This is a genomic window from Neobacillus sp. GCM10023253 (genome assembly GCF_042653105.1).
GTDB classification, from domain to species: domain Bacteria; phylum Bacillota; class Bacilli; order Bacillales; family Cytobacillaceae; genus Neobacillus; species Neobacillus citreus.
Genome location: NZ_JBHSHV010000028.1, coordinates 309,995 through 332,785 on the forward strand (window position 1 = coordinate 309,995; position 22,791 = coordinate 332,785).

A 22,791-nucleotide genomic window follows, 5' to 3' on the forward strand; every position below is an offset into this window, starting at 1 on the left:
TTAAAAATGCTCAAAAAAATCTTAATTACGCTAATTTCACTAATGTTTCTTGTAGGGGTCGCCGGTTGCTCGAGCCAATCTTCAACTGAACCATCCAAGTCCAAAAAAGATGCCGCCGCAAAGGAAACCAATAAGAAACCGATTGAACTGCTGAATGTGTCCTATGATCCAACCCGAGAATTATACGAGGAATATAACAAAAGCTTTGCTGCTTATTGGGAAAAGAAAACCGGTCAAAAAGTAACGATTAACCAATCTCATGGTGGTTCCGGCAAGCAGTCCCGCTCTGTTATTGACGGACTCGAAGCCGATGTCGTGACGCTGGCCCTTGCTTATGATATCGATGCGATTGCCGGAGCAGGCAAACTTGCGGACGACTGGCAGAAGCGGCTAGCTGACAACAGTTCACCGTATACATCAACCATTGTCTTTCTGGTTCGGAAAGGGAATCCCAAAGGAATCAAGGACTGGAATGACTTAGTGAAAAAAGATGTTTCCGTTATTACCCCGAATCCAAAAACCTCTGGCGGTGCACGTTGGAATTACTTGGCTGCTTGGGGCTATGCACTGCAGCAAAATAACGGAGAAGAACAAAAAGCACAAGAATTTGTGGCAAAGCTCTTTAAAAATGTGCCGGTATTGGATTCCGGAGCCCGCGGTTCGACGACTACTTTCGTGGAAAGAGGAATCGGTGATGTATTGATTGCTTGGGAAAATGAGGCTTATCTTGCACTTAAGGAATTTGGCGAAGACAAATTTGAAGTAGTCAATCCATCTGTCAGCATCTTGGCTGAGCCTCCTGTTTCCGTTGTCGATAAAGTAGCGAAAAAGCATGGGACCGAAGAAGTGGCAAAAGCTTATCTTGACTATTTATATACAGTTGAAGGACAGGAAATTGCCGCGAAGAATTTTTACCGTCCGCGCAATAAAGATGTCGCCGAAAAATATGCCAGCCAGTTCCCTGATATCAAACTATTTACGATTGATGAAGTTTTTGGTGGCTGGAAGAAAGCCCAAAAAACTCACTTTGATGATGGAGGCATCTTCGACCAAATCTATAAACCGTAATGAATGGAGGCTTTCACGTGTTTAATCAATCTAAGCGCCGCCGGGTACTCCCGGGGTTCGGACTTTCAATGGGGTATACGGTCATTTATCTCAGTCTGATTGTCCTAATCCCGATTGCGGTTTTATTTTTAAAAGCAACTACCATCAGCTTGGCCGAATTTTGGGAGACTATAACGGATGATAGAGTCGTAGCTTCCTATAAACTGACTTTTTACACCTCCTTTGTTGCTGCAATGGTGAATGTTCTATTTGGAACGCTTATTGCCTGGGTATTAGTAAGATATGACTTCGTCGGGAAACGTTTCGTTGACGCGCTTGTCGATCTTCCCTTCGCCCTGCCGACTGCAGTTGCAGGCATTGCGCTTACCGCCATCTATGCTCCAAATGGGTGGATTGGGCAATATTTCGAAGCTGCCGGGGTGAAGATTGCTTATACACAGTATGGAATCATGATTGCGTTAACGTTTATCGGCCTCCCCTTTGTGGTCCGTTCAGTCCAGCCGGTCTTGCAGGAATTGGATCAACAGTACGAAGAGGCCGCTGCAACACTTGGCGCCAATTCAGCCCAGATTTTTTTCAAAATAATTTTTCCAGCCATTTTCCCGGCCATGTTGACAGGCTTTGCCCTTGCCTTTGCGAGGGCCTTGGGTGAATATGGGTCGGTCGTATTCATTTCCGGCAACATGCCGATGAAAACAGAAATTGTCCCCCTGCTCATCATTACAAAATTGGAGCAATACAACTACGGGGGTGCCGCTGCCATTGCCGCCGTCATGCTCGTCATCTCTTTCCTTCTATTATTCTTAATTAATTTTTGGCAATGGAGAACGGCAAGGAAACATCAAGTGACCTAGAGGAGTTTGAAAAATATGATTGCTAGAGAACATGTCCATCTAAAAAGTCCAGGAGCCAGCCGTTTTGCCCTGGCTCCGATAAGGAAATGGCTGCTGATTGGAACAGCCCTCGGATTCTTAGGAGTCTTTATCCTCATTCCCCTAATTGCTGTTTTTACTGAGGCGTTGAAAAAAGGGATCGAGTTATACTTCGCGGCCATCATAGAGCCTGATGCTCTTTCGGCGATTAAGCTTACGCTCATTACCGCAGCCATTGCCGTTCCCTTGAATACCATCTTCGGCGTCATTGCCGCTTGGGGAATCGCGAAATTTAATTTTAAGGGTAAGAATATCCTGATTACCCTGATTGATATTCCGTTTGCTGTTTCCCCTGTCATTGCAGGTCTCGTGTTTGTGTTGTTGTATGGTTCAAATGGGGTGTTTGGTCCGTTACTGGAAGCAAATAATTTAAAAATCATATTTAGTGTACCGGGAATCGTTCTCGCCACTACTTTTGTGACTTTCCCATTTGTTGTTCGCGAGTTAATCCCAATTATGCAGGAGCAGGGCACTGAGGAGGAGCAAGCAGCGATAACACTTGGTGCGAGCGGGTGGCAGATGTTTTTCAGAGTGACTCTACCGAATATTAAATGGGGATTGCTTTATGGAGTCATTCTTTGTAATGCCCGGGCGATGGGTGAGTTTGGCGCCGTTTCGGTTGTGTCCGGCCACATCAGAGGGCTTACCAATACCCTCCCTCTTCATGTTGAGATTTTGTATAACGAATACAACTTTACCGCCGCCTTTGCCGTCGCTTCCCTGCTGGCACTGCTTGCGCTTGTTACGTTAGTTTTTAAAAGTATTTTGGAATGGAAAACAAAGAAATAGTAGAGAGGGAGATTACCATATGGGGATTACAATCAGTGGCGTAACGAAAACTTTTGGTGCTTTTGAGGCCGTCAAAGATATTAACCTAGAAATACCAACCGGGGATTTTGTGGCATTACTTGGTCCATCTGGTTCTGGGAAGACCACCCTTCTTAGACTGATTGCAGGATTGGAGGGGTTAGATACAGGTTCGATCTTTTTCAACGGTGTTGATTATTCTTTCAAAACTGCGAAAGAACGCAAGGTTGGCTTTGTATTTCAGCATTATGCCTTGTTTAAGCATATGACCATTTTTGAGAACGTCGCCTTTGGGTTGAAGGTGCGGCCTCGCAAATTGCGTCCTTCCAAGAGTGAAATCAAGGATAAAGTACTGGAGTTATTAAGGCTGGTACAGCTTGAGCACCTTTCCGACCGGTATCCTTCCCAGCTTTCAGGTGGGCAGAGACAAAGGATTGCGCTAGCACGGGCGCTTGCCGTGGAACCTGAGGTGCTTCTTCTCGACGAACCATTCGGAGCGTTGGATGCAAAGGTTCGGCAGGAGCTGCGCCATTGGTTACGGGAAATCCATCGAAAGCTTAATATTACCACTGTTTTTGTGACACATGATCAGGAAGAGGCACTTGAGATGGCCGATACTGTTGTGGTGATGAATCATGGGAAAATTGAACAAATTGGTTCTCCTGCGGACGTTTACGAAAAACCTGCAAATGCTTTTGTTTATAGCTTTTTAGGTCGGGTGAATGAATTCCGTGGGGCTGCTTTGTATAATGATGTTGCAGTTGCGAGGGATTCGGCGGTGGATACGGTCGGGTATATTCGCCCCCATGAGATTGGGTTGAGCAGGTTTTCCAACGGGAACAGTGTGGCATCAGAAGTGTCCCATGTCAATGCGGTTGGTTCCACTCTCCGGGTTGTCCTGAAACGTATTGATACGGAGGATTTTTTTGAAGCGGAATTATCGGGGGACAGCTTTCGGAAACTTGGTCCATTTAAAAAAGGTGATATTCTTTATGCAGATTTTAAAAATATCGTTGTGTTTGAGGCTAAACAGGATCGTGATCATGCAAAAGTAATGGAAAAGGTAGCTGCTGGGGCTTTTTCGGCGTTTACGTAATAGAGGTATGTTGAATTGTTTTGTGATAACTACCCGGGGTGGAGGTTCTTAACTAGTTCGGGGGTTATGATGGGGGTCATAACTACCCGGAACGAGGCTGCTTTTCCTGTTTGTGCGTTATGAGGCTTTCATAACTACCCGAGCTGGCTCTGCTTTTCCCGTTCGGGCGTTATAAAGCTTTCATAACTACCTGGGTGGGCGCCGCCTTTCCCGTTCGGGCGTTATAAAGCTTTCATAACTACCCGGGATGGCACGGCCTTTCCCGTTTGGGCGTTATAAAGCTTTCATAACTACCTGGGTGGGCGCCGCTTTTCTCGTTCGGTAGTTATAAAAGCTTTCATAACTACCCGGGGTGGCGCGGCTTTTCCCGGTCGGGAGTTATAAAGCTTTCATAACTACCCGGGGTGGCGCGGCCTTTCTCGTTCGGGCGTTATAAAGCTTTCATAACTACCCGGGATGGCGCGGCCTTTCTCGTTTGGGCGTTATAAAGCTTTCATAACTACCCGGGTGGGCGTAGCCTTTCCCGTTCAGGCGTTATAAAGCTTTCATAACTACCCGGGATGGCGCGGCCTTTCTTATTCGGTCGACTAGCACCTTTCTATGCGACCGATTGTTTGGAAAATCCACTGGTTCAGGAGCATAAACCCTTTCTATGCGACCGAACGTTTGGTTAATCCGCCAGTTCAGGAGCATAGACCCTTTCTATGTGATCTCTATGTGACCGAACTTTTAGTAAATCTGCTGGTTCAGGTGCATAGACCCCTTTTATGCGACCGAACCTTTGGTTAATTCGCCAGTTCAGGAGCATAAACCCTTTCTATGCGACCGAATGTCTAGTAAATTCGCCAGTTCAGGAGCATAGACCCTTTCTATGCGACCGGTTGTTTGGTAAATCAGCCGGTTCGGGGGTATAAAGCCTTTATATACGTTTAATAAATTGCCTATCTAGGTTCCCCCACACAACTATATCATCAGTATCTCTCTAATATCCTCTTCCGTCAGTGTCCCCATCGCTTTCTCATCCGAATCAATGATTTCCTCTATTAAGTGCCTCTTTTTATCCTGCAGTTCATTAATCTTTTCCTCGATGGTGCCACGGGCAACAAGCTTGATCACCTGAACCTCATTTTGCTGGCCCATCCGGTGCGCACGGTCCGCGGCTTGCTCCTCAACAGCAGGGTTCCACCAAGTGTCATATAAAATAACGGTATCCGCCCCCATCAGATTAAGGCCGGTTCCCCCTGCTTTCAAGGAAATTAGGAAAAGGTCACGTTCACCGTGATTGAACCGTTCGCAGATGTCCACCCGCTCTTCAGATGGAGTCTGCCCATCAAGGTAAAAGTATGGTTGTCCTTTTGCCGTTAACCGCCGTCCAATCAACGCCAGCATTTTCGTAAACTGTGAAAAAATTAACACCCGTCTCCCAGAAAGCCGTGATTCCTCTAATATTTCCATGAGCTGGTCAAATTTTGCCGACCCGCCTTGATAGCCGTCTACGAACAAGCCCGGATGGCAGCAAATCTGCCGCAGGCGTGTCAACCCTGCTAAAATCTTGATGCGATTTTTTCGAATCGTGTCTTTGTCCAGATGCTTTAATGTATCATGCCGAAGCTTGGCCAAATAAGCGGCGTACAACCTCTTTTGTTCGGGTAGCAGTTCAACTGCTACTAGCGATTCGATTTTTCCAGGGAGTTCGGATAAGACATCCTCCTTCATCCTGCGCAGCAAGAATGGCCGGATTCTCCGAGCGATTTGCTTTCGGGTCAGCTGGCTGAATTCCTTCAGCCCAAGGAAAAGTTCTGGAAAAACGACATGGAAAATCGACCACAGCTCCTCCGATGAGTTCTCAACCGGCGTTCCAGTCAGCGCAAAACGATGATGGGCATGAAGCTTTTTTACCGCCCGGGCTGTTTGCGTCAACGGATTTTTAAAGGCCTGGGCCTCGTCAAAAAACACGGTATGAAAGGTTTGTTTTTCAAACCATAGGATGTCCTTACGCAGTAATGGATAGGAAGTGATAAGGACATCGACATCGGAAAGATCCTGAAGCTGCTTGGTCCGCTCTTCCTTTGAACCATCGATGACCACTGCCCGCAGTTGGGAGTTCCCGGTAAATTTCCTGAACTCGCTTAGCCAGTTATAGGTCAGAGAGGACGGACAGACAACGAGGACCGGCTGCTTTTGCTCGCGAATTTCCGGCAGCACTGAGACAATAAAAGCGATGCTTTGAATCGTCTTTCCCAGTCCCATATCATCGGCCAGGATTCCCCCGAAGCCAAAGTGAGCGAGTGTTTTCATCCATTTAAAGCCAACTTTTTGATAATCTTTGAGAATAGGCTCAAGGCTGCGAGGAACCTTGAAGTCCAGGCTGCCCGGGTTTCGGAGCTGTTCCATAAACTTCCTGAAGGATTCCTCCAGTTTAAAGGCATCGCTCACCTCCACCGTATCCAGCAGCTGCAGACACTGTTCGATAGGCAAGGCCAGTCCATTCTCCAAGTCACCGGCCTTCATAAGTGGTGAATGGAGAAACCGCTGAATCTCCTCGAATTCCCTGGTTTGCAAGGATAGCAGAGAGCCATTCGGCAATCTATAATACTTCCGTTTTTCCTCGAGCGCCTCCAAGATATCGCGAATCTGATTGTCGGAAATACCGTCCATTTCAAACTTGAATTCCAGCCAATTGGTCCGCTCCCTCTTTACCTTCACCCTGATTTTCGGAAAAACATTTTCTCGAAAAATTCGACTGCGGACAGCCGTGGTCGCATAAATTTGGGCAAGCTTTTGCAGCCGCGGTACGACATAGACCAGAAATTCGTACTCAAGATCCTCATTATGCAAAAAATAGCCCCCATCCGTCTTGGCGAATGAGCTGTCCTCCATGATTTGCAAGATCTCCGCTTCCTTCTCGACATCCCTTACAATCATCGAGCCTGCCGGAAGTTCCCTTCCCTCAAGCGGATTGATCAACATGTGTTCATAGTGAAACTCGACTCCGGCAAGGAGCCGGTTTTTCACCCGATCTAAGTAGAGCTTGGCCTTCAACGGTGTTTTCATCCAGGTTTTTGTGATGGAATCGGCAATCTGCACCTGCCCCAGCTCTTTTAATCCCGGGGCGACTTTTTCAAGAAAAAACGGAATTTGTTCGTGCGGGATAGGGATTTTGTTGGTCCCGGAACCATGGAGCATTCGTTTTAGTTCCAATAACCTCTGGAAATCCTGATTCTTCAATTGTGTTATTTTCCCGTCGTAAAGAACGGAGCGATAGGTTTCCAAAATTAGTATCTGGTCAAATCCTTCAACCACCAGTAGATTTTCCGTAAAAGCAAACTGTAATGGCAGCGAACCGTCTGACAGCTGGAGTTCTTCATAGGTTTGGCCATTGTACTGTATTTTGCCCCTGGGAGCCTTTATAAGTAATGGCAGGAGCCGGTCCCATAAGGATGCCGAAATCGGCAGGACTTGCGGATCCAAAGCTTCCTTTCCATAAGCCTGTTCATCTCGAACCATGTTAATCAGCTGCTGAATAACGGCATCGGTTTCTTTTTGAAAGCAATGAAGGCTCGGGTCGTAAGTAAAGGAATCCGATAGAACATATCGATTTCCACTACTGACCTTGTCCAAAAACTCTCTGATATTTTGAACCTCGTTCTCTTCTACCTCTATCTCAATGCCCAGAATACGCCGGCCCTCGCCTGCAGCGACTGGTTTACAGCTAAACCTCGCATCCAGCACGGTTCTTTTTTCAAAATAATTCTGGTGTCCGCTGGTCTGGACGGGCTTATTATCGAAAATAGTCAGCAAACTGGCGGTCAGCTCCTGATTCAGTAAATTCGGTGTTGTTCCTTGCCGTTGATGATCGTATATCGCCAATAAAACCGCCGCAATATGCTGACAATCCTTTTGAAAAGAAGCTAGCTTTGGGCAGCTGCAATTTGTACGAATCTCACCATCTGCATCCGTTTCAACAGTTACATGAAAATCGCCATCAACTGTCGCCTGACAGCGATACAGACCATATTCCGTGAAGGTCACTTTATTCGTCCGATAAAAATAATCTCCTCTTTTGAAGGAGACTGCTCCACACATATCTGTGATGATTTTATAATTTAACTCTATGTTCATGCGGTCGCTCCTTCGTTAAGAGATTTCAATAGTACGATTTTATCATAAGGGCAGCCCAAATTCATACATAAGGAAATACAGGAGACTTTATCATTTGTTCCAACCTTATAATCATATATAAAGATCAAATACAACTTTTGGTTTATTTCTCTTTTGCCTCTTAATTGATTTAATAAGGATGATCGTCCGTTTGCCGAGTTACTAAAATTCTATAAAGCCCACAATTTTTAAGGGGGGGAAGAAACATTGAGTAATACCGACAAAACTCCAGCACCACCATACTATGCGGTCATTTTTACATCGGTACGAACCGATGGTGACAATGGTTACGAGAAGATGGCAGAAAAAATGGTCGAATTAGCCTCAAGGCAAAAAGGTTTCTTAGGAATTGAAAGTGCCCGTGACAAAGAGACAGGAATTACCGTCTCCTACTGGGACTCTTTGGAGGCGATAAAGGCATGGAAGGAACATACAGCACATAAAGCGGCGCAGGAAAAGGGCCAAACTGAATGGTATAAGCATTACAAAGTGAGAATCTGCAGGGTGGAGAGAGCTTACTCTTTCGATAAATAGTGGCGCACATTGCTCAGAGTGTGAGCCAGATTTTGATCGATTCCAAAGTGAGTTTAGTCCGTAGGAGCGACCCTTATAAGCAACAATCTATCAGAAAAGAGCGTTTCAATTATACTAGCTCTACAAAAGATTCAGTGCCCTCTCTACTTTATCCTAACAATAACCTTCCCCTTGGATCGTCCTGTTTCCACGTAATCCAATGCTTCCTGTGTATCGACAAACGGATAAACTCTGTCGATTACAGGGATGATTTTGCCCTGCTCGATTAAACCTTTAATAAAGGTTAACTGCTTACCGCTTGGTTTCATGAAATGATAGAGATACTCTACGTTATACTTATTTTCTAATGATGCAGTTTTGAGGTTGACGAGTGAAAAGAGAATCATTCGAAATAAACCTAAATTTTCTTTTCTAGCAAATTTGGCATCAGGCAATGCGGCAATGGAAACAATTTTTCCAAGCGGTTTTAAAATTTCAAACGACTTGACCAGCGTATCTTTTCCTACCGTATCAAACACTGCATCGTTATTTTTTAAAATCTCTGCAAAACTTTCTTTTTTATAATTAACGATTACATCCGCCCCTAGGGACTTAACGAGGTCGTATCCCTTTTCGCTGACAGTGGTTGCCACTAATGCCCCCATTTCTTTAGCCAGCTGGATTGCAAACGTGCCTACCCCACCTGAACCTGCAGGTATAAAGACTTTTTGTCCTGCTTTTAGCCCCATCATCTCAAAAGCTTGGATTGTCGTTAATCCCACCAATGGGATTGAGGCAGCTTCTTCAAAGGATAAGTTGGCAGGCTTTAAGGCGATATCATCCTCATGAACCGCAATCATCTCAGCAAAGGTCCCGATTCTGGTTTTTCTAGGCCGGCCAAACACCTCATCTCCGCTTGAAAACTTTGTTACCTTCGATCCCACCTGGATGATCGTCCCCGAAAAATCATTCCCCAACGTTAAAGGAAATTCATATTTCGCGAGCAGCCTCACGATTCCATCTCTAATTTTAAAATCTATAGGATTAATGCTGGCTGCATGAATTTCAACCAACACCTCATGTTCACCAACCAGAGGCGTCGGTCTCTCCATTAAGCGTAAAGGAACATTTTTACCATATCGATCTATGACCATTGCTTTCATTTTGTAGTTTATCTTCCCTTCTGTTATCGGAATAAAATTGACAATAAATTTACAATTCCCCCAAAATGGATTAACAAAATTCGTATATACTGAGTTTATCAAACTCAAATCCAAAGGAGTTGTAAGAATGATTGATTTCTTGTTTCGCCTTGTTATATTGACTCCAGTTTGCACGCTGCTTTGCCCTTAACATCCCCTTCTAGGGAGCCCCAAACATTGTAACACTCAGCCCACACTGTACACAGCAACTCTTCATATCAGTAGAAAAAAGCGAACAGCACCAATTTACCGTTCGCCTCTTAAAATCTTAATGGGGCTTTAGACGTACAAAGTTCTATCCCTTCCAGTTTTTTTACGGACAAATAGAATTCTAACCCGGACTTGACAATATCTAATTTGGTTCGGGGGCCGATCGTTATTTTGCGAACCAAAAGCTTGCCTTCCCGTGATTCACCTTTTTGGTCAACCACAGGTACTTTAATAAACGGGATAAATGCCCCTCGGGACACCCGAAAATGGATGTGTTCATCGGATTTTGGGATGAAAATGAATCTGAATTCTTCTTCGCAGGCAAAGGTTGGATGCTTAATAAAGCAGCCTAATGTTCCGAAAGTAAATAACAGCACACGCGAAAAACTTTCCTCTGATAAATTGGCGTTTCTTACCAATTTCAGCAGTCTGGTAATCACTTCTTTCACAATTTGCCTTTGTTTCTCCTCATCATAAACCACTTTTCCAACAAAGGTAATTTGTGAGTTAAATGATTGCCCAAAAAATTTCGAGGCGTCGATTCCGATATTGCAGCCCTCATTCGCCCCGTAGTTATACCAGAGCGGCAACGAATCAGGGTTTTCCGTTAAGGAAAAGGCGAAGATGTTTAAATCCTTATAATAACTTTCGGTGGAGGCAAAATCCTTGTATAAGGCAATAAAGGTCTCTTTTTCTTTGCTGTCCTCAATCTCGCCAATAATCGCCCGAACTACTTCCGTCACATAGGCGATCTCTTTGTAATCGTTCATGAAGTCCACACGGGTAATCCAAAAGCACTTTTCCCGGTCCAGGATATTATTCAATGCTTTCATGGACGTATAATGATAAAGCAGCGGGCCCTGCATAATCTTGTCCAGGTTTTCAAAAATATGCTCTTTAAAGTATTCCGCCATTTCTTGGCTGAAATCGTCTAAAATGACTTGTCCCAAAGACTGCTCCTCCTTCAAATTTTTCTTATAGTATTTCTATTTTTTGGAGTGAACATATCGGTTTGGGTCAGTTTTTTGGAAAAACTTCCGAATTCCAAATTAAAAGCGTGGCCGCTTCAGGACCACGCTTAGCTTTTTGGGACGAATTTTACGAAACCGCACTATAAAGGAACTCCTTCATTATTTTGCAGCGCTTTTTGTAAGTAACGGAGCTCTTTTTGGATACTGAAGAATGATTCTATTTTAGGAATCGGTTTTAATGGCGGTGTTTTTTTCAAATGGGCCGCAATCGCCATCGTTTCACACGCTAAGAGCAGCTGGGCAAGTTCATCATCTGCCAGAATCGGACGGCTGCTTAGTTTAGCTGCATTCTCCAGCAGATAACCTAGATGTTCAATAGAATGGACCACCGGCCAGTAATAATCCAATACATCACGATTGACTGGAATCTCACCTGAAGCAGTATTATACAGGATTTTCAAATTCAAAATGTTTGTTCTCATTTTCTTTAACTCTGTGCTATTTCTAGCATTAAACCCCTTTCCTTGGTCAGAGAAAAGTACAAATAAAAATTGCGACTGACTGCGAATGGTTTTGCTGATTAAGTGAGGAAGGCGGCTTGAGGCGGACCTCCTCCCGACCAGCCATACTCCTATTAGACCAATGATACTGCCGATTAAAACATCCATCATTCTTGCCGAGGCAAAATAGGCAAAGCTAAAGCTCCCGTGGCTTGTGCTTTCTGCCATGAGTAACGCATTAGGGGTGAAAAATAATGCCGCTAACGCATAATTTTTCACGATAAATAGCTCAGTAATGAACGTAAACAGTAAAACTAATAAAGCGATTATGTATCCATCAGGATGAATCGAAAGAATCAAGCTGGCAATCAGAATTCCAAGCAATGTACCGATTCCTCGTTGAACGGCCCGATGGAAAGTGGCGACAATGGAGTAGCCTGACATGACGGCCACGCAGGACAACGGGACCCAAAAGGAACGGGCAAATCCGACCTCAAACGCGAAGATAGCAGCAATGATTGTGATGATCCCAAACCTCATGGCAGCAATAAAAATAATCGAGTTTTTATCAAAGGCACCGCCAAAGACAGTCTTAAGTGACAACTTTGAGAATTCAACCTCTTGATTGATTTTGGAATTGGGTTCATTCATAACTGCATCTGCATCATAAATCAATTTAAATAAATGAGCGACCGAAGCATCCATCTCTTCAGGCTGTAAAATGACTTCTGAAGCAGAATCACTTTTATTTTTTTTGCCTAACGAGTTTGCTATTTTTCGGACAGACTGCGCTGCTTCTGGCGGTAGTGGTACTCGGTGTTCTGGAAAATCCTCAAGTAAATAAGTAAAAATATTATGAGCCGAATTGTTTAATACATATAAATGTTTGAAATAGTTCGTTTGCCTGATAGGAGTTTGCCCCGATGCCAATGTTTCGTCCGCATCCATTAAGGCTGACATGACACAGTGCCGTGACTCGTGGAATCGGTCTGTCCCTACTGAATCAAGCAAGGCTGCGAGCTCTAACAGGCCCCTTTTAACTACTCCTGTTTCAGGACCATGAGGATCAGAAAACCAGCCAAGCATGGCCAAAATCCACGATAGACTCCCGCCCAGGAAGACTAGGCCTGCTCTTAATGGAGCAAGCTCTGGTGCCTGCGGCATCCCTGTTACCATCGAAAAAACAAGGACCAGGAAGATGGCAGCAGGGCCTGCAATCCTTAATGCTCCGAAAATAAAGATGGCCGAAGCACCGATGATTCCCATAAAAATCGCTACCATAATAGGATAAGGGGCCACCAGTGTACCTAACGCGGTAAGAAAAGTGAGGGCAATGACAATCCAAAATATCTTTTTCGCTCTTTGCGCGTAGGGAACATTAAACACATATAGATATGTAAATCCGCCCAATCCGGCAATTAATCCATATTCCAGGTTGCCAAATAACAAGCCAATCAAAATAGGCAAAGCCGCAGCCACCCCTGCAGTAAAGGCCTTTAGCCACGGAAATGGCTTCCTATTAACGGTCAAAGCTTGTTTTAATATAGATGGAGATTTCTCCATACCGACCACTTCTTTCTAAAACTTAAGTCACAAAATACATTCTAAACCAAATGTTTTTTTAAGGAGGAAATAATGCTTATATTATCGGAATAGAAAAGCCTAAATCACAGGATGATTTAGGCTTTTTTATTATTTCCTATATTGTTCTGTAGTAACCGATTAATGGACTGCCTGAATTGTACGGCTAAATATAGAATAATAGAAATAGATAAGGACTTTTTATCCTTGATCAAAGGGACCACTCTTTTCTATAAGTTCTTACCTTAAGTTTACCATCAACTCTTACATTTTTGGAAAAATTTGATAATTCCATTTTTAATTTAGAACATTATGGTTTGTTTAGTTGGTTTGATTGGATATTCTATAAACCTTTAAGGCTAAACTAATCATAAAAAGTTCAAAAGGAGTTTTTAAAAATGTCAACAAACCTATATGCAAAAGAAAACATTCAAAACCTAGCTCAATTAAAAGATTTAGCACCAGAACAATTAAAAGCTTTTAACGATTTTAATGCCGCAGTATTTAAAGAAGGTGCTCTTACTGTTAAAGAGAAAGAAATCATTGCTGTGGCAATTGCTCATGTTACTCAGTGTCCGTATTGCATTGATGCTCATACAAGGAAGGCAAAAAGCGCAGGAGCGTCACTAGAAGAATTAGTTGAAGCTGCATTTGTTGCTGCGGCTGTGGAAGCAGGTGGTGCGGTCACCCATAGTACACATGTACATAATGCAAAAAATGCAGATGCATCAGACGTTCTTTATGCCCGTTCCAATTTGAAAAATTTAAGCAAGCTTGGTAAATTTGCTCATGTAGGATTCAGAGGCTATACAGCGTTTAGTGCAGCCGCCACTAAAGAAGGCAAACTCTCCGCTAAATTTAAAGAAATAATCGCAACTGCTTCTGGGATAGCCAGTCAATGTCCATATTGCATTGACGTACATACGAAAAAAGCCGAACAACTCGGTGCAACAAGCGAGGAACTCGCAGAAGCTATTATGGTTACTTCCGCATTACGTGCTGGCGGTTCCTATGTTCATATGGCTAATATGATTCAAAGTTATCAAGACTGAGGTTGTTATATTATTTCTTTCTAAAAACAGGAAATTATACGAATATCCTGAGAGATGATGACCACATAAGGGTACTAAGCGACATCAGTCAGAGATATTATGGAAGCTAATGCCCAGCAACTTCGACATAAAAAACGGCCTAGATGCTAAGCCGTTTTTTTCCTATTATTTTATTTGTGATGTGCCCAATGCTCAGGAGTCTTTATTGCGGCAGGCAATTTCGTGTGACGGTCGCCCTTTGCTGCGTTCACTTGTGCCTGCGTAAGAAAGATACTCCCTGTAAGATTGGCTCCGCTTAAGTCTGTGTCTCTTAAATCAGCGCCGATAAAGTCGACAGCTCTCAGGTCCGCTTCCCGGAGGTCCGCCGCAATCAACAAAGCACCCCTTAAATTTGCTCCTCTTAGGTCGGAGCCTCTTAATCTAGCCCCAATCAAGTCACTGCCTTTGCGAATTTTGTTTATATTTTTTCCAGGTGAAATCTTTGCGCGGACTAGTTCACTGGTACGTAAAAATAACTTATTTACCTTTGACCGGTGTGATGGTACATCAAGGTTCAAGATTTCCTTCGGAGTTAAATTGGTCAAGCTTTCTATTTCCTCAAAAGCCTCATGCAGTTCATGATGAATGGCTTTCGTTTCTTCATAACTCATTGCCTCATTTAAGTAATAAAGCATTTCATGAAGTTGATGCATAATTGGAAACACATTAAACATTTCTTTAGCTGACTCCGGGCTCTCGCGCCAATCTTTGCCTCCATATGTATGTTGAGAAACCTGTTGACCTGCACCAAAGCATTCATAAGCGGAACAACCGCGGAAACCTTTATCTCTAAGATTTTGATGGATCTTGCAGCGAAAATCGGATTGCAGGTTTTTGCAAGGAGTTCCGCTATCCTTATCAAGCGCAAAATCAGCCGACTTGGCATAAGGCAGCGCCACACAGCATAAAGCAAAACATTTTTCACAGTCGGCCTTTAAATTTTTTAAAATTACACTCTGATTAGGCAACCCTTACACTTCCTTTTAAAATAAAAAAATACTATTTCCAATTCGATTATTTATTCAGAAATTCCTTTGTCAATTAGTAAAAAATATTTAAAACAACAAAACCCTGCCAGCTTTTAGCAGGGTAATTAGTATTTTACCGCACGTGGACCTTTTCCCCTTGAACCCAAACTTCGCGAATGTTTTCCGGCCGGGCAAGGTACATGATTTTTTGGAAAATATCATGCAAATTTTCTTCAGCATTATAGAGTGGCAGCCGGGCCGTTTCTATGGTCGTATCGATGATTTGGACATCCCAGACATAGTTTTCCTCAAGGCGGCCGATTGGGAGAGACAGGCTTTCTCCGCCGCCTGCAGTGGCAAGATAGAACGCTTCATCAATGGTGATACGGGAATTCGGGACTCCTCGTTCTTTAGCCGGTAGATCCGGATTCACTCCATCTTCGAGCATCCTTGAGGACATCACGGCTTGCCTGACATTATCGAAGAGGCTTGGTGAGAAACCGCCGGAAATATCAGACCCTAAGCCGATCTCGACCCCTTTCTCCTGGAAACGGGCAATTGGAATAACGCTGTTGGCAAAATAAGCATTGGAAATAGGACAATGAGCGATTGCCGTCCCTGTTTCTGCGAATAAACCTGCATCGTCATCACTTAAAAAATTGCAATGCGCCATAACAGACTTTTCGCGCAACAAGCCGAAATCACTTAAAGCAAAGGCATCGTTTTTTCCGAAGCGTTCCTGCACATAGCCATGTGCCCAATCGCTTTCACTGCAGTGTGACTGGACATGTACATCGTACTTAGCTGCCAATTCACCTAATCCTTTTAGAGTTTCGTCGGTACAGCTTGGAATAAAGCGTGGTGTCACCACCGGGTAAACCCCTTGTTTCGTCCGCTTTGCCACCTCTTTTACCGCTTTGATGAACTCCTCTGTATCTGCCAAGGCGGTTGCTGTGTCCGAGTCCCGATAATACTCCGGAGTCTGGTCAGGGTTATCCATAACCACTTTTCCGACTAAGCCACGTTGCCCTTTTTCCGCACATATTTCTGCCAGCAGCAGGCTCGCTTCTTTATGGACGGTAGCAAAATAAAGCGCGGTGGTTGTGCCGTTAGCCAGCAGGGTGCTGACTACATCCTGATAGACCCTTTTGGCAAAATCCAAATCCGAAAACTTTGCTTCAATTGGGAAGGTGTATGTATTTAACCAATCATAGAGCGGGATATCTAGCGCCGTTCCAGATTGAGCCCACTGCGGCGCGTGCACGTGCAAATCGACGAAGCCTGGCAGGATGTATTGTCCTTCGGTTAAACGATGAAAGTTTGCTCCGCCTTGATGTTCTGATAATAAATTTTGATAGTTTTGATCGTCAGGAGAGACAACCTTTTCAATGGCTCCGTCATCGTTAACGAAGAACAGATGATCTTTTAAAATTTCTACTTCTTTTGGGGACTTGCTTGAAAAAGCAGTCCCTTGGAAAATCTGTGAATATTTCTTCATGTTTGTCCGTCCTTTTTATTGTTTACATAGATTCTAACTGGTTTAGAAATTAGCATAATCAATATAAAATTGCAAAGAATACATGTAAATACGGTCAAGGGGAACCAGTTAATGAAATTTTTGGGGAATGGGAAAAAGAATTTTGATTTTCCAAGTAAACAATTAAATGAATCGTTGGATACGTTACCGGAAATTCCTCTTGATTCGGAGTTAAATAGAAATATCGAAATACTAAAGTCGGCTTATAAAGATTGCTCTGATGTGGTATTTCGTGAATTTCGTATCGCTGGCAGTGTCAATGCCGTTCTTCTTTACATTGATGGCCTTTCGAATACGGAAGAGGTCGACCAGCATGTGTTAATGCCTCTCTTACGAATAAAAGACCTTGATTACAGCTCCATATTGGAGAGCACGAAAAAGGAAATATCCGTTTCCGGCCTTAAGGAAATTCACTCTATTCCTGATGTTTTTAAACAAATTTCAATTGGCAACCCAATTATTCTAATTGAAAAACAAACGAAGGGAATATCGATTGGCCTGCCGAAGTGGGAAAAACGCAGCATTAAGGAACCAGACGCCGAATCTGTCATTCGTGGCCCTAGAGAAGGTTTTATTGAAACTTTACGAGTGAACACCTCCCTGTTACGGAGGAAAATTCGTCATCCATTATTAAAAATGAAACAAATGGATATTGGCGGCTACACCGAAACACAAGTCATAGTAGCTTTTATCGAAGGAATTGCTGACAGCACTTTAGTTGATGAGGTGACCAATAGATTAAAGCGAATCAAAATTGATGGTATTTTAGAAAGCGGATATATTGAGGAGTTGATTCAAGATTACCCATTTTCGCCTTTTCCGCAGCTTTTAACAACGGAACGCCCGGATGTCGCCGCTGCCTGCCTTTTAGAAGGACGTGTTGTTATTTTGATTGACGGCACCCCCATCACCCTGATCGCTCCTTGTACGTTTGCAAGTCTCTTGCAGGCACCTGAAGATTATTATAATCAATTTTACATTAGTACCTTTATCCGTTGGCTGCGCTATATCTTCTTTTTTATCGCTTTACTGGCACCATCGGCGTATGTGGCGATCTTAACGTTTCATCAGGAAATGCTTCCAACCTCTTTGCTTCTAACAATCGCCGAAAGCCGTGAACAAATCCCCTTTCCAGCCTTAGTAGAGGCATTTATTATGGAAATCACTTTTGAGGCGCTAAGGGAAGCCGGAGTGAGGCTGCCAAAACAAGTCGGGGCGGCTGTCAGTATTGTCGGAGCGCTCGTCATCGGACAAGCAGCGACGGCAGCCGGACTGGTCTCGTCACCGATGGTCATGGTGGTCGCCATCACAGGAGTTGCCTCGTTTTTAATGCCAAGATATGCGACTGGCATTTCGATTCGGATTCTCCGCTTTCCGATCATGATTTTATCCGGCATGCTGGGGTTATTAGGTGTTATGCTCGGGATCACAGCGATTGTCGCCCATATGTGTACGCTCAAATCCTTTGGTGTACCCTATTTCAATTCAGCAGCACCGCTTAAGATACACAATTTGAAGGATGTCCTCATTCGGGCTCCATGGTGGGCCATGAATACTCGTCCTGACTTTTTTTCACAAGATATTAGTTACTTAAGGCGTGAGTCCAGTACCCAAAAGCCTGGCCCAAGCAAAGGTGGCGGTGGAGGTTGAGATGTAAATTTCGAGAAAAAAGGAAGCTATTCACTTTATTCCTGCTGTTTGGCCTCACCTCGATTGTTCTGACAGGATGTTGGGATCGTGCTGAGGTAAATGATTTGGCGCTTATTTTGGCGGCTGGTGTGGATAAAAGCAAAAGCGAGAATATAGAACTTTCTGCCCTTATTTTTATTCCAAGCCCCAAACAAAGCGGACAAGAAACCGGGATGTCGGGCGGGAGCAGCAGCGGCCGGTCGTTTGTGAGATCAGCTGAAGGAGAAACCATTGCAGATGCGATGGCACGGCTTCAGGAATCACTCACGAGGGAGATTTTTTGGGGGCAAAATGAAGTACTTTTGATTGGCGAAAAGTTAGCTAAGGAAGGAATAAGCGATCAGATTGATTTTTGGATGCGGCACTCGGAACCACGGATTCGTGCCGACGTGTTTGTTTCAAATGGTGAGGCGAAGACTGTATTGAAGGCCATGCCTGAACTGGAACAGGACGCAGCCAAACAGCTGCGCAAAATCGTGAAAACCCATATAGGGGTGAAAGTAACGGTGAAGGATTTATCGCAGATGCTTTCCGGTGCATCCGGTGCAGCAGTGCTGCCATGGGTTGTAAACCTGCCCCACTCGCAAATGGATACAACGAAAAAAACCATTCCGATCATTAGCGGAGCAGCCATATTCAAGCAAGGCAAACTGGCAGGAATCTTAAGTGATAAGGAAACAAGGGGCATTCTTTGGACAAGAAATGAAATGAAACACGGCGTCATTACAATCTCTTTTAAAAACGAAAAAGGCTTCATCTCCTTAAATCTTTTGAGAAGCAAAACGGAATTGACCCCAACCATCAAAAGCGGCAAGTGGCGTATGCACATCAAAACAATGGCGGACCTAGAAGTCATTCAAAATACGACAAAACGAAACTTATTCGATCCAAAGATTATAAAAGAAGCCCAGGAGAAGGTTGTTTTGGAAGTTGAACAAAGAGAGCGGTTGGCTTTTTCGGAAGTACAGAAAAAATTAAATGCCGATATTTTTGGGTTTGCTGAAGAATTCGAGAGAAAGTATCCACAAATATGGAAACAAAAGAAGGCTGAATGGAATGAAATTTTCCCGAAGGTAGCCGTTACCTTTGACACGAAGGTAAAGATTGAAAGAACCGGTTTGGGAACTGCGAAACATAACTGAGGTGAAGAGCGATGAAGGTTGGAGGGATATTAGGGGTAACAGTTATACTCGTGCTTATCCTTTTATTCCAATGGCCCAAGTTGAAGAAAAATGAGAGAAAGGTGAAAATAGCCTTTTTTTCATTGATGGTGGTGAACTGGGGCCTAGCTGTTTTACTTGTCTTCTTTCCTGAAATGCCGGGACCTGGGCAATTCATAGATTTTCTCTATAAGTCCTTTAAACCGTTTTGGTAATAGACTCCTTTTAGAAAAGGAATGAACAAATATGATTGAAAAAGGTAAAATTTCCCATTTGGAGCTAGCCTTAATAATGTATGCAACTGTTGTCGCAACAGCCATTCTTTATATTCCATATGTAACAGCACAGCATGCAAAGCGTGACTTGTGGCTGTCTCCGATTTGGGGTTCTTTGAGCGGCTTTCTCATCGTCTTGATTATTGTCAAGCTTTCAAAGCTTTTTCCTGGGAAAACACTCATTGAATATTGTGATCTTATTCTTGGCCGTGCCTTTGGAAAGATCATTGCGTTCATTTACTTGTTCTTTCTATTACATGATACGGCAATCGCTTTTAGGGAATACGGTGAGTTCATTGAAAGTGCCTTTTTACATAAAACGCCCATGATTTTTGTGACAGCCAGTATTGCCCTTTCCTGCGCCATTGCTGTTCATGGCGGGATTGAAACGGTTGGACGATGTGCTTTAATTTTTTTGCCCATTGTTGTGGCTCTCTATGTACTGATTTATGTTTTTCTAATTCCTGACTTGAATGTGAAAAATATTTTTCCAATCATGCAAGATGGGGTGATGCCTTCCTTTAAAGGTTCTCTTGCACCACACGCCTGGTTAAGCCAATTTTCATTGATGTCGTTCCTCATTCCTTTATTATCGAATCAACAAAAGGTCATGAAATGGGGAATGTTTTCAGTGATTGCCAGTGTCTTGACCATGATATTTATTAATCTGGGAAACCTTTTTTTATTTGGGGGAATTATTTCAAACCTGCAGTTCCCTGTGTTTGAGGCTGCAAGATTCATTAGTATTGGTTCTTTTTTTGAACATATCGAGTCCGTTCTCATCGCCGTTTGGGTTCTTGGTGGTTTCGTACAGCTTTCCTCTTTTTTCTATATGCTCGTTCTTGGTACTTCCCAATGGCTGACATTGCCTAGTTATAAACCATTTGTTTTGCCAATTGGTTTTTTAATTATTCTATTTTCAATCTGGTCCATCCCGTCGTTTGAGGACATGATTCGGGGGATGGGTACAACCGTGCCTTATTATTTTCTAACGGTTCAGCTGCTGATACCCATTTTCCTTTTGTGTGTGGCAGTAATACGTAGAAAAAGGGCGAAATCGGCCTCGATCTAATTTATTATGGAAAGCCACATAGGCAGCCAGCGTACCTTGGTTTTTTTTAACTTCTCACACCCGTTTACAGCTTACCGAACAGAAAATAGACCCGCTGATGTTTCGTTACAGCGGGTCCCAAGCTGGCACAAACACCACATCGTACACTTCTATTATTTTTTTAACTGCAGCAGACCAAACACGACAACGCCGCTCACCGGCAAACAATACTACCGCGCCAGCCACCCTCCGTCTACTGCTAAAATGTGACCATTCATGTAGTCGGAGGCTTTACTTGCTAAAAAGACAACAGCGCCCATCAGATCCGATGGGTCTGCCCAGCGGCCTGCAGGGATCCTGGAGAGAATTTCCGTGTTGCGCTTTTCATCCGCGCGAATGGCGGCAGTGTTATCAGTGGCAATATATCCAGGAGCAATAGCATTGACCTGAATATTCTGTTCAGCCAATTCATTCGCAAAGGCTTTCGTCAGCCCGGCAACTGCATGCTTGCTTGCGGTGTAGGGAGGGACAAATTTTCCGCCCTGAAATGAGAGCATCGAAGCTATATTTATGATTTTTCCACTTTGCTGTTCCACCATCACTTTGGCGGCTTCCTGGCTTAACAAATACAAGGAATGAAGATTGACTTCCATAACCTTATCCCAATCTTCTTCCTTATACGAAAGAATGGGCGAACGCAGGATGGTTCCAGCATTATTGACTAAGATATCAATCCTTCCATAAGCTTTCAGACACTCCGCCGCGATTTTTTTAACCGCCTGCCGGTCACTTAAATCCGCCTGAAAAAATTCTGCCCTTTGCCCTGTACCAGCAATTAATGTCCTTGTTTCTTCCCAATCTCCACTCCTTGAAACAACAAAAAGGTCAGCACCTGCCTTGGCAAGTGCCACCGCATATGCTTGCCCTAATCCTTTGTTCGCAGCTGTTACAATCGCCGTCTTCCCTTTAAGGCTGAAGTAATCCAGCGAAAATAAATCCAGCTGTTTTGTCATTCTATTTTACCTCCTAAAAAAGACCGTCCTGACCCACCCCCGACAAACAAAGCACGCCTGTTTGTCGAGGCCAAAATTCTCTTTATCGTAAATCTTCCATTTTTACATGATCCATATCACTATACGTGATATTTTCTCCGCACATTCCCCAGATAAAGGTGTAGTTGCTTGTGGCTGTTCCTGTATGGATGGACCAGCTTGGAGAGATGGCCGCCTGTTCATTTTTCATAACAAGATGTCTTGTTTCATCCGGTTTTCCCATAAAGTGAAAGACGCGGGTTTCGGGCTCCATATCGAAATATAAGTACACTTCCATCCGGCGTTCATGGGTATGGCATGGCATCGTATTCCATACACTACCAGGAGCAAGCATTGTTAAGCCCATTTGCAGCTGGCAGGACTCACAAACATTAGGATGAACGTATTGGTAAATTTTCCGCTCATTTAATGTTTCAGGGGCACCCATTTGCAGCGGATCAATTTTGTTAATATCAATCTTCACGGTCGGATACGTATGATGGGCCGGTGCCGAATTAATATAGAATTTCGCCGGATTGGCTGCATCCTTGGAACGGAATAACACTTCTTTCGTACCTTTTCCAACGTACAGGCCGTCACGCTGCTGCATTTCATATTCCTTCCCATCGAGTACCACAGAGCCTCCGCCGCCAATATTGATGATGCCAAGCTCACGGCGTTCTAAGAAATACTCCACACCTAATTCCTTATCGAGCTTAATGGTTAACTCTTTTTCAGCCGGTGTTACTCCGCCAAAAATCATCCTGTCAACATGCGTATAGGTTAAATGAACAAAACCCGCTTCAAACAAGGTTTCTACAAGGAATTCCCGACGCAATTCTTCCGTTGTATATTTTTTCATATCCTCCGGATGATGGGCATAACGTGTTTCCATTTTTCAAATCTCCTTTTGACCATTTTTCTCGAAGAGTTCCTTCATTTTTTTAT

At 43.7% G+C, this 22,791-nt stretch carries 17 protein-coding genes; 9 read left to right on the top strand and 8 right to left on the bottom strand.

Annotated elements, in window-relative coordinates; genetic code table 11:
* The first annotated feature begins 6 nt into the window (after positions 1 to 6).
* From ACFPA1_RS26820 to ACFPA1_RS26835, 4 genes are read left to right on the top strand one after another with little or no spacing between them, the layout of a single operon-like run.
* Positions 7 to 1,068 (top strand): sulfate ABC transporter substrate-binding protein, encoded by a 1,062-nt coding sequence (locus ACFPA1_RS26820; protein WP_378587641.1) that lies wholly within the window; start codon positions 7 to 9, stop codon positions 1,066 to 1,068.
* A 17-nt stretch (positions 1,069 to 1,085) separates the two neighbouring features.
* Positions 1,086 to 1,922 carry a sulfate ABC transporter permease subunit CysT gene (gene cysT, locus ACFPA1_RS26825; RefSeq protein WP_378587643.1) on the top strand — a complete coding sequence of 279 codons (837 nt, stop codon included), beginning with the start codon at positions 1,086 to 1,088 and terminating at the stop codon, positions 1,920 to 1,922.
* A gap of 15 nt (positions 1,923 to 1,937) precedes the next feature.
* Entirely contained in the window at positions 1,938 to 2,789 is an 852-nt protein-coding gene (gene cysW / locus ACFPA1_RS26830) for a sulfate ABC transporter permease subunit CysW (RefSeq protein ID WP_417611986.1), read from the top strand.
* A gap of 19 nt (positions 2,790 to 2,808) precedes the next feature.
* The gene (locus tag ACFPA1_RS26835; RefSeq protein ID WP_378587646.1) at positions 2,809 to 3,903 is read left to right on the top strand and encodes a sulfate/molybdate ABC transporter ATP-binding protein; all 1,095 of its coding nucleotides are present in this window, start codon (positions 2,809 to 2,811) and stop codon (positions 3,901 to 3,903) included.
* Between the two features lie 963 nt (positions 3,904 to 4,866).
* On the opposite strand, the gene ACFPA1_RS26840 is transcribed toward ACFPA1_RS26835, so the two are convergent.
* Positions 4,867 to 8,025 (bottom strand): SNF2 helicase associated domain-containing protein, encoded by a 3,159-nt coding sequence (locus ACFPA1_RS26840; RefSeq protein ID WP_378587648.1) that lies wholly within the window; start codon positions 8,023 to 8,025, stop codon positions 4,867 to 4,869.
* A gap of 246 nt (positions 8,026 to 8,271) precedes the next feature.
* Here ACFPA1_RS26840 and ACFPA1_RS26845 point away from each other — a divergent pair, with 246 nt between their 5' ends.
* Positions 8,272 to 8,598, top strand: a complete 327-nt coding sequence (locus ACFPA1_RS26845; protein ID WP_378587650.1) for an antibiotic biosynthesis monooxygenase family protein — start codon at positions 8,272 to 8,274, stop codon at positions 8,596 to 8,598.
* Positions 8,599 to 8,741: 143 nt separating this feature from the next.
* Here ACFPA1_RS26845 and ACFPA1_RS26850 read toward each other — a convergent pair whose 3' ends face one another.
* The 3 genes from ACFPA1_RS26850 to ACFPA1_RS26860 form a co-directional block, all read right to left on the bottom strand.
* A complete protein-coding gene (locus ACFPA1_RS26850) occupies positions 8,742 to 9,740 on the bottom strand; it encodes an NADP-dependent oxidoreductase (protein ID WP_378587652.1) in 999 nt (332 codons plus the stop codon).
* A 299-nt stretch (positions 9,741 to 10,039) separates the two neighbouring features.
* Entirely contained in the window at positions 10,040 to 10,939 is a 900-nt protein-coding gene (locus tag ACFPA1_RS26855; RefSeq protein WP_213146344.1) for a DUF2971 domain-containing protein, read from the bottom strand.
* Positions 10,940 to 11,100: 161 nt separating this feature from the next.
* A complete protein-coding gene (locus ACFPA1_RS26860; protein WP_378587655.1) occupies positions 11,101 to 13,023 on the bottom strand; it encodes an FUSC family protein in 1,923 nt (640 codons plus the stop codon).
* A gap of 416 nt (positions 13,024 to 13,439) precedes the next feature.
* On the opposite strand from ACFPA1_RS26860, the gene ACFPA1_RS26865 reads away from it, so the two are divergent.
* Positions 13,440 to 14,093 carry a carboxymuconolactone decarboxylase family protein gene (locus ACFPA1_RS26865; protein ID WP_378587658.1) on the top strand — a complete coding sequence of 218 codons (654 nt, stop codon included), beginning with the start codon at positions 13,440 to 13,442 and terminating at the stop codon, positions 14,091 to 14,093.
* Positions 14,094 to 14,263: 170 nt separating this feature from the next.
* On the opposite strand, the gene ACFPA1_RS26870 is transcribed toward ACFPA1_RS26865, so the two are convergent.
* Both ACFPA1_RS26870 and guaD read right to left on the bottom strand, forming a co-directional pair.
* Complete coding sequence (locus ACFPA1_RS26870; protein WP_378587661.1) at positions 14,264 to 15,100, bottom strand: pentapeptide repeat-containing protein; 837 nt, start codon at positions 15,098 to 15,100, stop codon at positions 14,264 to 14,266.
* A 133-nt stretch (positions 15,101 to 15,233) separates the two neighbouring features.
* A complete protein-coding gene (gene guaD / locus ACFPA1_RS26875) occupies positions 15,234 to 16,598 on the bottom strand; it encodes a guanine deaminase (protein ID WP_378587663.1) in 1,365 nt (454 codons plus the stop codon).
* 111 nt (positions 16,599 to 16,709) lie between these two features.
* Between guaD and ACFPA1_RS26880 the strand changes: the two genes are divergently transcribed.
* The 3 genes from ACFPA1_RS26880 (at position 16,710) to ACFPA1_RS26890 (ending at position 20,833) form a co-directional block, all read left to right on the top strand.
* Positions 16,710 to 18,287, top strand: coding sequence for a spore germination protein (locus ACFPA1_RS26880; RefSeq protein WP_378587666.1), 1,578 nt, complete (start codon positions 16,710 to 16,712; stop codon positions 18,285 to 18,287).
* Positions 18,284 to 19,468, top strand: a complete 1,185-nt coding sequence (locus tag ACFPA1_RS26885) for a Ger(x)C family spore germination protein (protein ID WP_213146337.1) — start codon at positions 18,284 to 18,286, stop codon at positions 19,466 to 19,468. The genes ACFPA1_RS26880 and ACFPA1_RS26885 overlap by 4 nt, the downstream gene beginning before the upstream one ends.
* A 264-nt stretch (positions 19,469 to 19,732) precedes the next feature.
* The gene (locus ACFPA1_RS26890) at positions 19,733 to 20,833 is read left to right on the top strand and encodes a GerAB/ArcD/ProY family transporter (protein ID WP_378587669.1); all 1,101 of its coding nucleotides are present in this window, start codon (positions 19,733 to 19,735) and stop codon (positions 20,831 to 20,833) included.
* A 209-nt stretch (positions 20,834 to 21,042) separates the two neighbouring features.
* Here ACFPA1_RS26890 and kduD read toward each other — a convergent pair whose 3' ends face one another.
* On the bottom strand, positions 21,043 to 21,825 hold the full coding sequence (kduD, locus tag ACFPA1_RS26895) for a 2-dehydro-3-deoxy-D-gluconate 5-dehydrogenase KduD (RefSeq protein WP_378587671.1): 783 nt from the start codon (positions 21,823 to 21,825) through the stop codon (positions 21,043 to 21,045).
* 82 nt (positions 21,826 to 21,907) lie between these two features.
* The gene (kduI, locus tag ACFPA1_RS26900; RefSeq protein WP_213146334.1) at positions 21,908 to 22,738 is read right to left on the bottom strand and encodes a 5-dehydro-4-deoxy-D-glucuronate isomerase; all 831 of its coding nucleotides are present in this window, start codon (positions 22,736 to 22,738) and stop codon (positions 21,908 to 21,910) included.
* Positions 22,739 to 22,791: the final 53 nt, after the last annotated feature.

Coding starts and splice junctions, on each gene's coding strand:
- ACFPA1_RS26820 (WP_378587641.1), top strand. CDS start 7: ATGCTCAAAAAAATCTTAATTACGCTAATTTCACTAATGTTTCTTGTA.
- ACFPA1_RS26860 (WP_378587655.1), bottom strand. CDS start 13,023: ATGGAGAAATCTCCATCTATATTAAAACAAGCTTTGACCGTTAATAGG.
- kduI (WP_213146334.1), bottom strand. CDS start 22,738: ATGGAAACACGTTATGCCCATCATCCGGAGGATATGAAAAAATATACA.
- ACFPA1_RS26840 (WP_378587648.1), bottom strand. CDS start 8,025: ATGAACATAGAGTTAAATTATAAAATCATCACAGATATGTGTGGAGCA.
- ACFPA1_RS26865 (WP_378587658.1), top strand. CDS start 13,440: ATGTCAACAAACCTATATGCAAAAGAAAACATTCAAAACCTAGCTCAA.
- guaD (WP_378587663.1), bottom strand. CDS start 16,598: ATGAAGAAATATTCACAGATTTTCCAAGGGACTGCTTTTTCAAGCAAG.
- kduD (WP_378587671.1), bottom strand. CDS start 21,825: ATGACAAAACAGCTGGATTTATTTTCGCTGGATTACTTCAGCCTTAAA.
- ACFPA1_RS26880 (WP_378587666.1), top strand. CDS start 16,710: ATGAAATTTTTGGGGAATGGGAAAAAGAATTTTGATTTTCCAAGTAAA.
- cysW (WP_417611986.1), top strand. CDS start 1,938: ATGATTGCTAGAGAACATGTCCATCTAAAAAGTCCAGGAGCCAGCCGT.
- ACFPA1_RS26835 (WP_378587646.1), top strand. CDS start 2,809: ATGGGGATTACAATCAGTGGCGTAACGAAAACTTTTGGTGCTTTTGAG.
- ACFPA1_RS26890 (WP_378587669.1), top strand. CDS start 19,733: ATGATTGAAAAAGGTAAAATTTCCCATTTGGAGCTAGCCTTAATAATG.
- ACFPA1_RS26850 (WP_378587652.1), bottom strand. CDS start 9,740: ATGAAAGCAATGGTCATAGATCGATATGGTAAAAATGTTCCTTTACGC.